Annotated in this window: 11 protein-coding genes and 1 riboswitch; of the genes, 5 read left to right on the top strand and 6 right to left on the bottom strand. The window is 59.6% G+C overall.

Annotated elements, in window-relative coordinates; translation table 11 throughout:
* Nucleotides 1-143: 143 nt before the first annotated feature.
* Together Q0Y02_RS04730 and Q0Y02_RS04725 are read left to right on the top strand one after the other, a co-directional pair.
* Nucleotides 144-632 carry a peptidylprolyl isomerase gene (locus tag Q0Y02_RS04730; protein WP_297765071.1) on the top strand — a complete coding sequence of 163 codons (489 nt, stop codon included), beginning with the start codon at nt 144-146 and terminating at the stop codon, nt 630-632.
* 273 nt (nt 633-905) lie between these two features.
* Nucleotides 906-1,913, top strand: a complete 1,008-nt coding sequence (locus tag Q0Y02_RS04725) for a putative solute-binding protein (protein WP_297765068.1) — start codon at nt 906-908, stop codon at nt 1,911-1,913.
* Between the two features lie 63 nt (nt 1,914-1,976).
* Here Q0Y02_RS04725 and Q0Y02_RS04720 read toward each other — a convergent pair whose 3' ends face one another.
* The 6 genes from Q0Y02_RS04720 to Q0Y02_RS04695 all read right to left on the bottom strand — a co-directional run bounded on the left by Q0Y02_RS04720 (nt 1,977) and on the right by Q0Y02_RS04695 (nt 7,450).
* Complete coding sequence (locus tag Q0Y02_RS04720) at nt 1,977-2,633, bottom strand: class I SAM-dependent methyltransferase (protein WP_297765066.1); 657 nt, start codon at nt 2,631-2,633, stop codon at nt 1,977-1,979.
* A 47-nt stretch (nt 2,634-2,680) separates the two neighbouring features.
* Nucleotides 2,681-4,108 (bottom strand): cobyric acid synthase, encoded by a 1,428-nt coding sequence (locus Q0Y02_RS04715; RefSeq protein ID WP_297765228.1) that lies wholly within the window; start codon nt 4,106-4,108, stop codon nt 2,681-2,683.
* Between the two features lie 75 nt (nt 4,109-4,183).
* Entirely contained in the window at nt 4,184-4,795 is a 612-nt protein-coding gene (gene cobO, locus Q0Y02_RS04710) for a cob(I)yrinic acid a,c-diamide adenosyltransferase (protein WP_297765064.1), read from the bottom strand.
* 78 nt (nt 4,796-4,873) lie between these two features.
* Nucleotides 4,874-5,638: an ABC transporter ATP-binding protein gene (locus Q0Y02_RS04705; RefSeq protein WP_297765062.1), complete on the bottom strand. Its 765-nt coding sequence runs from the start codon at nt 5,636-5,638 to the stop codon at nt 4,874-4,876.
* A complete protein-coding gene (locus Q0Y02_RS04700; RefSeq protein WP_297765226.1) occupies nt 5,638-6,579 on the bottom strand; it encodes an iron ABC transporter permease in 942 nt (313 codons plus the stop codon). Before Q0Y02_RS04700 ends, Q0Y02_RS04705 begins: the two co-directional genes overlap by 1 nt.
* A gap of 25 nt (nt 6,580-6,604) precedes the next feature.
* Complete coding sequence (locus tag Q0Y02_RS04695; protein ID WP_297765059.1) at nt 6,605-7,450, bottom strand: cobalamin-binding protein; 846 nt, start codon at nt 7,448-7,450, stop codon at nt 6,605-6,607.
* A 150-nt stretch (nt 7,451-7,600) separates the two neighbouring features.
* Nucleotides 7,601-7,822: riboswitch (cobalamin riboswitch) on the top strand.
* 112 nt (nt 7,823-7,934) lie between these two features.
* Between Q0Y02_RS04695 and Q0Y02_RS04690 the strand changes: the two genes are divergently transcribed.
* From Q0Y02_RS04690 to cobT, 3 genes are all read left to right on the top strand, one after another.
* Nucleotides 7,935-9,929, top strand: coding sequence for a TonB-dependent receptor (locus Q0Y02_RS04690; protein WP_297765057.1), 1,995 nt, complete (start codon nt 7,935-7,937; stop codon nt 9,927-9,929).
* A 22-nt stretch (nt 9,930-9,951) separates the two neighbouring features.
* Nucleotides 9,952-11,130, top strand: a complete 1,179-nt coding sequence (locus Q0Y02_RS04685; RefSeq protein ID WP_297765055.1) for a hypothetical protein — start codon at nt 9,952-9,954, stop codon at nt 11,128-11,130.
* A gap of 129 nt (nt 11,131-11,259) precedes the next feature.
* Entirely contained in the window at nt 11,260-12,312 is a 1,053-nt protein-coding gene (gene cobT, locus Q0Y02_RS04680) for a nicotinate-nucleotide--dimethylbenzimidazole phosphoribosyltransferase (RefSeq protein ID WP_366516903.1), read from the top strand.
* Nucleotide 12,313: the final 1 nt, after the last annotated feature.

Below are 12,313 nucleotides of genomic sequence, written 5' to 3'. Positions count from 1 at the left end.
GGCCGGGACTGGCTCCGGTTGGTCAGGCCCTTGCCGGTCTTGTTAGAATGTTCGCCGACCTGAATGCGGGGCGCTGCCGGACCATGAAACGCCATGTCCGCCATACCCCTTATTCCGAATTCATCTACCCCTAAAGGGTTTCCATGCAAATTTCAGAAAACTCCGTAGTGTCCATCCACTACACGCTCACTAACAAAGCCGGCGAGACCATTGATTCTTCTATCGAGCGTGGCGAGCCCCTGGCCTACCTGCACGGCGCGGGCAACATCATCCCCGGCCTGGAAAATGCCCTGGTGGGCAAGGCCGCCGGCGACAAGCTGGACGTAACCGTCACCCCGGAAGAAGGCTACGGCGAGCGTCACGAGCAGCTGATCCAGCAAGTGCCGAAAACCGCCTTTGAAGGCAACGAAGAAAATCTGCAGCCGGGCATGCAGTTCCAGGCTCAGACTGAAGCCGGTCCGCGTATCTTCACCATCACCGCTGTGGAAGGTGAGGAAGTGACCGTTGATGGCAACCACCCGCTGGCAGGTGAAACCCTGAACTTCGCCGTGGAAGTCACCGAAGTGCGTGAAGCCTCCGACGAAGAAAAAGAACACGGCCACGTACACGGCCCGGAAGGTCACGACCACTAAGGTCTTTACCTCCCGAAAAAAAGGCGCCTCTGGCGCCTTTTTTATTGCCCCTTGCTCTTCAGGGCCTCCCCAAAAACTCGCCTGACAGTGAAAACCAGGTGAAAATTACACCGTTTTCTCCCTTCTTTTTTATCAAACTGGCTTTCAACCCGAACTTACTTCAGCTTCTTGTTGTGGATTGTGCACAATTTTGTAAAGCCATATTGAATGTATACTCAGCGCCCAAATAGGATCGATGCTCTTTGATATTTCTGTGTTTCACGGGAGAGCGTCATGCGCTACATAACGATACTAATTCTTTCTGCTTTGCTTTCGAGTATTTCCTTTTCCGCTCATGCGCTGGAAAAACGAAAATTCTGTGTTTTCGACATCATCGGCGCCAACGGCGACATCTATAACATCATGAAGGACTACAAGACCGCCGCCGTTGCATGGGGCGTGGATGTGGAACTGAAACCCTTCACCGATGAAAAGATTGCTGCCGAAGATCTGAAAGCCGGGCAATGTGACGCCGCCGTTCTTACCGGTATCCGCGGCCGCCAGTTCAATAGCTTCACCGGCAGCATGGATTCCATCGGCGCCATTCCCAGCTATGAAGCCATGAGAACGGTCATTTCCGTTATTGCCAGCGACGCCCCGTCCATCAAGAAGCAACTGGTTTCCGGCCCCTATGAAGTGGGCGGTGTCGTTCCCATGGGCGCCGCCTTTCTTTTTCTGAAAGATCAGGAAATCGATACCGTTGAAGAACTCTCCGGTAAATCCATTGCTGTTCTGGAATATGACAGTGCCCAGGCAAGCATGGCATCCCGGGTGGGAATGTCGCCGGTGATGTCCGACATCACCAATTTCTCTACTCGCTTCAACAATGATTCCGTGGATATCTGCTTCGCACCCATCATGGGCTTCTCTGCCCTGGAACTGTACAAGGGCATGGCGCCGGATGGCGGCATTCTGGACTACGTGCTGGGTCAGCTCAGCGCCCAGATCATCCTGAAGAAAGACAAGTTTCCTGCCGGCTATGCCCAGCAGTCCCGGGAATTTATGTTTGGTCAATTTGATCGCGCCATGCGCATGATTGATAACGCCAGCAGTGAAGTGGAAGACAAGTGGTGGGTGCGCATCCCCGATGCCGACAAGCTGCGTTACGATGAAATGATGCGCGAAGCGCGAATTGCTCTGACCCAGGATGGCGTCTACGACAAGTCGATGATGGGCCTGCTCAGAAAGGTGCGTTGCAAGCTGGAGCCGTCACGGGCGGAATGCGTCAACCCCATGGAGTAATGTTACTCGGGCCGGGTTTCCCCCGGCCCTTTCTTCATTCTGCAAAACCTCACATCAAGTGCCTCAAGGCCTGATCCCTGAAAACAGTGCCATGCACCCTTCCACCTGAACCTCCACCTGCTCCAACCGGCTTTCCAGTGCCTGCTTCAGACTGGCCAGCGAATCATTCTGATTGGAAAAGATGCCCTTGCGGTTATACACCTTCATCAACCCTCTGGCGGCAACATTACGGGGCACGTCGCCCTGCAGAATCGTGGCACCAAACACCCGGGCACCGGGAGTCAGCAACGGCAGCAGGTGATCAAACGCGCGCGCTTTCTCCACCATGGTTCCAGGCAGGCAATGCAACAGCAGGTTCATGCCGAGCGAATCGAATTTGCCGCCCTGGTAGTCGATGGGTTCCAGCACATTACGTTGCAGCGTTTCCGGCTGATAGCGACTAATGCGCTGAGCGCAATAGTCGAGGCTATTCGGGTTCAGATCCATCAGTGCCACCCGCGGACTCGGAGAGGGGAAACGCGCCTTGTCCAGAAAGTAGCCACTGCCCACGCCCACATCCAGATGGTTGTCGCTGATGTGTTGCTGGTAGTGCGCCAGCAGGGTGGACGCCGGACAGCGCCATAACCAGCGGCAGGACAGGCCGAGTACGCCCAGATCATAGAGAGTAAGCACAAAAGGGCTGTACACCGCCTGGCCAGCGTGAGCATCATCCTTGTGCATGGTTTTCTCCCTTTGTTTAGAAAGAAAAACACTCTAGCAGGCCAGCTTTACAAAGCGGAGAGCAGTTTTTCCGTATCCAGATGCTGATCGATCATATCTGCCAGCCTATCCAGATCCTTCTGCCGATGGGCATCGTAATCCACCGCCCGCTCACTGCGCAGTCCCGCCCACTGCAGGATGGCATTGCCCGCCTCGGCGCTGTCGAACAGGCCGTGCAGGTAACAGCCCATGATCTGGCCATCGTCGCTGATGGCGCCTTCGTCACGGACACCCAGTTTCAGCATGGGCCGCGACAGGGCCGGGCCTTCGCTGATGCCATTGTGAATTTCGTAACCGTGGATGGCGGTCTGGGTTGGCAGGAAACCCCCCTGCACATTGCGCAACTGCTTGCCGGCAATCAGCCGGGTACTCATGGGTAACCAGCCAAGACCAGGGCTGCTGCCGTCATCGCTTTCCAGACCGTCAGGATCATCGATCCGTTCACCCAGCATCTGAAAGCCCCCGCAGATACCCAGCACCTTGCCGCCATAACGCAGATGTTTTTCGATCTGTGTGTCCCAGCCCTGCTCACGCAAGAATGCCAGGTCAGCGCGAGTCGCCTTGCTGCCGGGCAGGATTACCAGATCCGCCGCCGGCCAGGCCTCTCCCATTTTCACAAAACGCAGATCCACCTGTGGATGCAATCGCAGCGGATCGAAATCATTGTGATTGCTCATGCGCGGCAGCAGCGGCACGACCACCTTGAGCGCATCAGTATCATGGTCACCCTGCTCGGCCACCGCGTCCTCCGCATCCAGGGTCAAACCATGCAGGTAAGGCAGCACTCCGAACATCGGTTTGCCGGTGCGATCTTCCAGCCAGTCCAACCCGCCCTGCAATAACGACAAATCACCCCGAAAACGGTTGATGACAAAACCCAGGGTGCGTTGCTGTTCGGTTCTGGAAAGAAGATCCAGCGTGCCGGTGAGATGGGCAAACACCCCGCCGCGATCAATATCCGCCACCAGAATCACCGGGCAATCCACCATTTCGGCAAAGCCCATGTTGGCGATATCATTTTCACGCAGATTGATCTCCGCCGGGCTTCCCGCCCCCTCGGCAATAATCACATCATAGCGGCTCGACAAATCCTGCCAGGCCGCCAGCACCGCGTCGCGGGCGGTTTTCTTGTAGGCGTGATAATCCAGCGCCTGCATATTGCCCAGCACCTGGCCACGGATGATTACCTGGGCGCCCATGTCGGTCTGCGGCTTGAGCAACACCGGATTCATATCACTGTGCGGTTCAATCCCGCAGGCCAACGCCTGCAACGCGGTAGACCGCCCGATCTCCCCGCCGTCCACGGTCACGGCACTGTTCAACGCCATGTTCTGCGGCTTGAACGGCGCCACCGAATACCCCCGCCGCGCAAACCACCGACAAAGTGCCGCAACAACCGTGCTTTTCCCAGCATCCGAGGTACAGCCCTGAACCATCAGTGTTATCGACAAACGACCAGCCATCGCTTTGTTTTCGCTATTAACTATTAACTATTCACTGTTAACTATTAACTAAAGTTCCACGCCCTTCTGCGCCTTTACTCCAAGATCCTTGAAGGCATGCTTCACCACCTTCATCTCGGTAACCGTATCAGCCAGCTCAATCAGCTCTTTCGGCGCATAGCGACCGGTGACAATCGCGTGCTGCATGGCGGGGCGGTTTTGCAGATCGTCGAGCACCCTATCCAGATCCAGATACTCGTAACGCAACGCAATGTTCAGTTCATCCAGCAACACCATGTGATAGCTGTCGTCCTGCAACATTTTTTTGGCGATATCCCAGGCGGCATTGGCAGCGGCCACATCCTTTTCCCGGTCCTGGGTGTCCCAGGTGTAACCCTCACCCATGACGTGATAATCCACGTTGGGCAGGTCACGGAAAAAGGCTTCCTCACCGGTGCTGAACGCCCCCTTGATAAACTGCACCACCCCCACCTTCATACCATGCCCCAGGGCCCGGGCCAGCATACCGAACCCGGAACTGCTCTTGCCCTTGCCGGGACCGGTGAGCACCAACAGGATGCCCTGATCCTTGTCAGCATTGGCAATACGCTCACGCATGATTTGCTGTTTCTTTTCCATCCGCCAGGCATGACGTTCAGGACTCTTCGGGTCGGGTTTCATACTGTTTCCCATTTTCGATTTTGGTTCTTTTCTTTACGCTTTTGACTTTCGCTATTAACTGTTAACTGTTAACTACTCTCATCCCGGCACAAACACCGGCACACCATTGATCTGCCCCACACTGAGTTTCTGGTCATACAACCGCTCCAGTGCTTCCGGCACCAGCATGGTCTCGGCGGGGCCGAAACACAGCTCACCATCGGGATAGAGCAGCAGCAGGTGATCACACCAGCGCGCAGCCAGATTCAGATCATGCAGGCACATAAACACCGCTGCGCCCTGCTCCGCCTGGCGATGCAACAACTCCATCACCGCTACCTGATGATGCAGGTCCAGATGGTTGGTGGGCTCGTCTGCCAGCCAGATGGCCGGCTGCTGGGTCAGGGCCGTGGCGATGGCCACCCGCTGGCGCTCGCCCCCGGAAAGGGTGCTGACCAGCCGATCACTGAGCAGACGCAGGGACAGGGCATCCATGGCCTGGTTGGCCAGACGAAGATCGCTGCCACTTTCCCGCTGCCAGGGAGAAAGAAAGGGATGACGGCCAATCAGTACGGTTTCCTGCACTGTGGCCGGAAAACTGTCCTGGCGTTCCTGAAAGACCACCGCCAGTTTTTGCGCCAGTTGCCGGCGGCGCAGCTGAGTCAGGCAGTCACCATCCAGCAACACCTGACCACTGCGCGGCGGCCTTAACCCCGCCAGGGTATGCAGCAGGGTGGACTTGCCCGCGCCGTTGGGGCCCAGCACGCCCCAGCGCTGGCCCGGCAAGATCCGCGCGGAAAACGGCTGACCTGCCGCACGGCCGGGAATATCCACCACCAGGTTGCTGGCTTCGAGAATCGCCATTACCGACTCCGATACAGCAGGAAGAGGAAGGTAGGCACTCCGAGCAGGGCGGTGATCACACCTACCGGCAACTGCTCTGGCGCCATCAGGGTTCGCGCCAGGGTATCGGCGATGGTCAGCAAGGCGCCGCCGGCCATGACACTGGCCGGCAGAATGATGCGCTGATCATTGCCCAGCACCAGCCGCAGCATATGCGGCACGATCAGCCCCACAAAGCCCACACTGCCGGCGGTGGTTACCGCCACCGCCGTGAGCAGGCTGGCCAGCCCATAGACCAGCCAGGCCAGCGGTTTCACTGCTACCCCCAGGGCCGCTGCCTGCAACGGCCCCCGGGCCAGCACATTGAGGCTGCGTCCCAGCGGCAACGTGACAATCAGCACCGGGATCAACACCAGCCAGGCCAGCCACGGCGAGCGGGCGTAACTCAGGTCGCCCATCAACCAGTAGAGCATGCCGGGCAAGCGGTCCGCCGGGCTCAGCGACAGCATGAAGGTAATCACCGCTCCCCAGCCGGCGGCGATAACCACGCCGGTCAACAGCAGGCGTGTGGGCGTCCAGCTGCCTCGCCCCTGGGCCAGGCCAAAGACCAGCAGAGTGGACAGCAGGGCACCGGCAAAGGCAGAGCCGGACACCATCGCCGTCCCCAGGCCCAGCAGCATGGACGCCAACGCCCCCACCGCCGCCCCACCGGAAATACCCAGCACATAAGGATCGGCCAGCGGATTGCGCAACAGCACCTGCATCAGGGCGCCAGCCAATGCCAGCAAGCCACCGGTGGCAAACGCCGCCAGCGCACGCGGTAATCGCAGGGAAAACACCAATTCACGGAACAAGGGATCGCCGCCACCGCCGATGGCCAGCCACAACTCGGACAGGGTCATGGAAACACTGCCCACCGTCACCGCCACCAACAGGGCCATCGCACCCAGTGCTGCCAGCATCAGCAGGGACGAAACGGATCGGGCACTAATCACGGGCGCGCACGGTGTCGAGATGGCTGCACAGGGTGCGGGTGCCGGCCAGCATCTGTGGGGTGGGCCGCTGCAAGGTGGAGGGCGCCACAAAGAACAGGTTGTCGTACTGCACCGCACGCAGGGAAGAGAACTGTTTCCAGGGATCCAGCCAGGCCGGATCATCCTCGCCCATGCCACCGGCGATGATCACCTCCGGGTCCTTGGCGAGCACCGCCTCGCGGCTAATCTTGGGCGCCAGGGATGCCAGCTCCCCGAACACATTGACGCCACCGCAGATCTCGATCGCCTCGCTGATCAGGTGGTCGTTATTCACGGTCATCAGCGGCTCTTCCCAGACCTGATAGAACACCGTCACCGGTGCCGCCTCCGCATAGCGCTGGCGCAGGGAATCCATGCCACTGCGCAGGGCGTCGGCCGCCCCCTGCCCCACCGCCTCGGTACCGGCCAGCACCGCCAGGCGTTCCAGGGTGGTGCTGATGTCGTCAAAACGGCGCGGCTCGCTGTGGTACACCGGCACGCCCATGGCCTGCAGGCGCTCCACCTGTTCCATGGGATTACCACTGCGCCAGGCGATGATCAGATCCGGCTTCAGCGCCAGCACCGCTTCCAGATCCAGCCGCTTGTAGCTTCCCACCCGCGGCAGTTTTTCCGCCGCCGGCGGATAGTCACTGAAGCTCACCGCCCCCACCACCTTTTCACCGGCACCGGCCGCGAACAGCAGCTCGGTGGCACCGGGGGACAAGGCAATGATGCGGTTGGCCGGCTGCTCCAGGCAGACCTGCCGGCCAGAATCATCCTGTACGCAAGGCGCAGCAAGAGCCGGCACCGCCGCCGTCATCAAACACAAAGAAAGCAAAAAAAACTGACAAGAAGCCGACATCTTTCCGGTTTTTCGGCACATTTTCAGACTCCTTGAATATGACTGGATGGCAGAATTGCCGCCACTCGCGATTGACTTTTCGCCAGCGACCACTAGGATTGCCGCCATCGAATTCAATCCGTGGCAGGTGTCGCCGCTCCCGGTTTCAGGAGCGGAGATTAAACGGGAAGACTGGTGAAAAGCCAGCGCTGCCCCCGCAACGGTAATCGGTTAAGGCTCTGACAGGTTAACAGCCAGCCACTGCGCAAGCGGGAAGGCGTCAGAGCCGGAGCGAGTTTTTTTATCGCCCGACCGAGAGCCCGGAGACCGGCCTGCCACCGGCTATCAACGCGACTGCGGTGGGCAGTAGCGTGGGGTATGTCACCTTTTCCCTTTGGTAGCTAGCACATATGCCTGACCTCTCTGGAGGCCAGGCCTTTTTTGCATGCGTATCAGAGGCGTCATGAAACGGCCCACGTACACATTGGTTTCCCTGTGCCTGCTCGCCAGCCCCTTGCCATGTCTGGCCGAGGCGTTCGTCAGCAATCAGCTGGCACCTGTGGTTGTGACCGACAAGCCGGTGAATCGTGCCGCAACACTGACGCCTTACCAGGAAACCAGCGTGGTTCGCGTGGTCGACCGTGAGCAGTTCGACAATACCACCACCACCCTCGCCGACACCCTGAGCCGCCAGACCGGCGTGCAGATTCGTGAAAGTGGCGGACTGGGCAGTTATTCCACTGTCTCCATTCGCGGCTCCACCGGCAAACAGACTCAAGTCTACCTGGACGGCATGTTGCTCAATGATCCGCTTTACGGTGGCCTGGATCTGAGCTTTTACACCCTGCACGACATCGCAGAGATTCAGATCTACCCCGGTAACGCCCCTGCCCGCTTCGCCCAGGCCGGTGTCGGCGGCATCGTCGCCATGGAATCTCTGGGCCGGCAAACCCGGGACACGACACGGCTCAACCTGGGCACAGGCTCCTTCGGCACACGACGTTATGGCCTGTTCAACAGCGGTAGCCATGAGCGCTTCCACTACTGGCTGTCACTGAACCGCCAGCAGGCCGAAAATGACTTCCGCTATGCCAATGAACCGGAATGGTTCAACCCCACCGACGGCGAAGAAAGCACCCGTCGCAATGCTGATGTGGAGCAGAATGACAGCAGCCTGAAACTCGGTTACCGCTTCACCCCGCAACGCCAACTTGATGCACTGCTGCAATGGTCCGACAAGGACCAGGGCATACCGAGCATCCAGAACTGGGCCAATAATCGGGCCAGGCTACACACCGAACAACAACGACTTCAGCTCCATTACCAGGACAGCAGCTGGCTGGCTGGCGCCGTGCAAAGCAGCCATCGCTTGCTGGTCGGCGATACCGAGGAGCGCTATCGGGATCTTGTCGGCCGCGTCGGTATTGGCACGTATGACACGCGCAGCCGGGTAGACCAGCTTGCCCTGAACAATAGCGCGACCTGGCAACAGGCCAATCATCAATTCAGTGCAGCCGTCGATATTGCCTGGTACGACATGGATCAGCGCGACCGGCTGCAACAGGACCCTGACAGCCACCGCGAGCGACGCGTTATCGCTTCCGCATTAAGCCACGAGTGGCACAGCGATCAGGAGCGCCTGCGCACCCAGCTGGCAATTCGCCAGTTCAATGTGGATGACGACACCGAAAGCGTCGACGTCAACAGCACCCTGGCGCGCACCAACACCAGCAACCGTTATCAGGCCTGGCAAGTCGGCACCCGACTGATTGCCACCGACTCTCTCTGGCTTTACGCAAACCTGGCCCGGCAGATTCGCATACCCACCCTGGTGGAGCAGTACGGTCAGCAAGGGCTGTTTATCGGCAACCCGGATCTGCAAGCAGAAGAATCCTTGAACAAAGACCTCAGCGCCCGCTGGCTATTGGCTCGTGGGCATCTGGAAATCACCGGCTTTCAGCGACATCTCGATCCGGCTATCACCGCCATCTATGACGCCCGCGGCGTGGGTCGCTATATCAACGTGGAAGCAGAGTTCAGCGGCGTGGAACTGGAAGCCCAGTACACCCTCCTGGACAACTGGACACTCACCGCCAACGCCACCTTTCAGGATTCGCAAAACTTGTCCAATCAGATTGCCGATCAGGATGAAAAACGACTCCCCGGCATCTATCACCGGTCCGGCCTGGTCAACAGCCAGTGGCGCTTTTCCCCTTTCACCCTGGACCTGACCTGGCGCTACGACGACAACCTTTATTACGACTCGGCCAACCTGCTTGAAGCCGATGCCCGCAACACGGTAGATGCCGCCATTGGCTGGCAGCACGCATGGAGCACAAACCGGAAAACGGCTCTGCGACTGGAAGTGAAAAACCTTACCGACGAGCTCTACCAGGATTTCAATCGCTTCCCGAGCCCGGGACGTACCTGGTTCCTCAACCTGCAACAGACACTCTGAACCGTAACTGTGAGGAACGCCCATGATTGCCACTGTCTTTACTCACTATCACAGCAAGCGACGTCCGCTGGCTCTGCTTTTTCTGACCCTGGCGCTCACCGCCTGCGGCGGCGACTCCAGCAACCCGGCACCGGCAGAAGTGTCTGCCCGCGAAGGCGTGGTAGTGGTGGCCACCGCCGCCTCGGATTTCAGTTCCGGTGCCGTGGAACTGGTCAGCGTGGCTGACAAGACCAGCTCCGGCAGTTACCACCCCACCATTTCCGACATTGGTGTCACCACCAACGGAACCGACTATTACCTGTATGAACGCTTTCAGGCCGATCGCGTCAAAAAGGTAAATCTCGACAACCCCGCCCTTCTCGAATGGACCTACTCCGCCATCGATGGTGAAGATGGCAATTCCAGCAATCCCTATACCCTGGTGTTTGCCCAGCCGGACAAGGCTTACCTGATTCGTTACGGTAGCGACACCGCCTGGATTGTTGATCCCACCGCCAACACAGAAGGCGATTTCAAGATCGGTGAACTCGACCTCTCTGCCTACACCCCGGACAACGGCGTGGGGGTGCCCAACATGTCCGCCGGCACCATCGTTGATGGCAAGCTCTTCATCTCCCTGCAGCGGCTGGATGGCAGTTTTCAGCCCACCAATACCGCCTATGTGGCCGTGTTCGACACCAGCAGCGATACGGAAATCGACACGAACCAGGACAGCGGTGATCTGAAAGGCATCCCACTGATTGGCAAGAACCCCATGGGTCTGACTCACCACGACAGCCTGGGCTTGCTGGTCCAGAATCAGGGTGCCTTTACGCCGGATTACACCGGCGGCATTGATGTGGTGGATGTGAATAGCTATGCAGTGGAACAGCGCGTGGATGATACCGCCGCCACCGGCCTGATCGGCAGCACCGTGATCGTCGACGCCACCCGCGGCTACTACCTGAGCTATGGCGGTTGGCAGAACATCACCCTGCGTGCCTTCAACCCCACCAGCGGCGTGGTGGCAGACAGCGCCGTTGCCGGCCTGAGTGCCATGGACCTGCGCACCCTGGGTATTGGCCCGCAAGGTAGTTTGTGGGTAGCCGATGCCACCAATAGCAAACCGGGCCTGCGCGTCATCGACCTTGAGACGGAAACCCAAACCGGGTTTGTCAGCACCAGCCTGCTGCCCGTCGACCTGGCGTTTGCGCAACAGTAACCATCACCTCAATAAAGGGCGTGTCGAAGGCGGCCCGGCATCAACCCGGCCGGCCGCCAACTTGACACACTACCCACCGGGGCAGAGGATTTGCCGCTTTCCGGCCTCTGTCCTTTTCGGGAGTTTTCCGTGCATCTAGCTCACCCCTGGCAACAACCGATGGCTTCCCCCAGCGCCCCCCATCGGCAACGGGCTCGGGAACGCCAGGGCCAGCTCACCAAACCCGCCGGTTCGCTGGGTCGTCTGGAAGCACTGGCGGTGGATCTGGCTGCACTGCAACACACCGATACACCGGCTGCCGACCGCATCAGCATTGCGGTGTTTGCCGCCGATCATGGTGTCTGTGCAGAGGGCATTTCCGCCTTTCCCCAGGCGGTTACCGGGCAGATGATTGCCAATTTCGTGGCCGGCGGGGCGGCCATCAGTGTCATGGCCCGGCATCTTCAGGCCCGGCTGGACGTGATCAACCTGGGTACCGCCAGCCCGGCGCCTGTCACCGACGGCGTGATTGATGACAGCATCGCCGCCGGCACCGCCAATCTGGCCCGCGAGTCGGCCATGTCGTCGGCACAACTGGAGCAGGCCCTGGCCGCCGGTGATCGTGCTGCCCAACGCGCCGCACACCAGAATGCCCAGCTTTTTATCGGTGGCGAAATGGGTATCGGCAACACCACCAGCGCCAGCGCCGTGGCCTGTGCCCTGCTGGCCGAGCCGGCATTGGCACTGGCCGGGCCCGGCACCGGCCTGGATGCGGATGGCGTCAGTCATAAAGCCACCGTGATCGAGCGGGCCCTGGCCCGCCACGGAAACAACCGGGAACCGCTGGCCGTCCTCGCGTCCCTGGGCGGTTTTGAAATTGCCGCCTTGGCCGGCGCTCTTATAGGCTGCGCCGTCCGAGGCATTCCCGTGCTGGTGGATGGCTTTATTGTCACCGTCGCCGCCCTGGCTGCTGTACGGTTACGACCAGAGCTACGTGACTGGCTGTTGTTCGGCCATCACTCCCGGGAACCCGGCCACACCCGGCTGCTCGACGCCCTGAACGCAGAGCCGGTTCTCAACCTGTCCATGCGTTTGGGGGAAGGCAGCGGCGCGGCGGTGGCCGTGCCGTTAATTCGCAGCGCCTGCGCCCTGCATAACGGCATGGCGACTTTTGCCGATGCCGGCGTCAACAACGCGGAGTAGA

It is taken from the genome of uncultured Alcanivorax sp. (assembly GCF_947258575.1).
GTDB lineage: Bacteria > Pseudomonadota > Gammaproteobacteria > Pseudomonadales > Alcanivoracaceae > Alcanivorax.
Note: the sequence above shows the minus strand (reverse complement) of the source record. Positions and strands in the feature narration are given on the sequence as shown.

Excerpts from the sequence above, each read along its gene's own strand:
- Q0Y02_RS04715 (WP_297765228.1), bottom strand. The coding sequence starts at position 4,108 with ATGGTTCAGGGCTGTACCTCGGATGCTGGGAAAAGCACGGTTGTTGCG.
- Q0Y02_RS04685 (WP_297765055.1), top strand. The coding sequence starts at position 9,952 with ATGATTGCCACTGTCTTTACTCACTATCACAGCAAGCGACGTCCGCTG.
- Q0Y02_RS04695 (WP_297765059.1), bottom strand. The coding sequence starts at position 7,450 with ATGACGGCGGCGGTGCCGGCTCTTGCTGCGCCTTGCGTACAGGATGAT.
- Q0Y02_RS04705 (WP_297765062.1), bottom strand. The coding sequence starts at position 5,638 with ATGGCGATTCTCGAAGCCAGCAACCTGGTGGTGGATATTCCCGGCCGT.
- Q0Y02_RS04725 (WP_297765068.1), top strand. The coding sequence starts at position 906 with ATGCGCTACATAACGATACTAATTCTTTCTGCTTTGCTTTCGAGTATT.
- Q0Y02_RS04730 (WP_297765071.1), top strand. The coding sequence starts at position 144 with ATGCAAATTTCAGAAAACTCCGTAGTGTCCATCCACTACACGCTCACT.
- Q0Y02_RS04700 (WP_297765226.1), bottom strand. The coding sequence starts at position 6,579 with ATGCTGGCAGCACTGGGTGCGATGGCCCTGTTGGTGGCGGTGACGGTG.
- cobO (WP_297765064.1), bottom strand. The coding sequence starts at position 4,795 with ATGAAACCCGACCCGAAGAGTCCTGAACGTCATGCCTGGCGGATGGAA.
- Q0Y02_RS04720 (WP_297765066.1), bottom strand. The coding sequence starts at position 2,633 with ATGCACAAGGATGATGCTCACGCTGGCCAGGCGGTGTACAGCCCTTTT.
- Q0Y02_RS04690 (WP_297765057.1), top strand. The coding sequence starts at position 7,935 with ATGAAACGGCCCACGTACACATTGGTTTCCCTGTGCCTGCTCGCCAGC.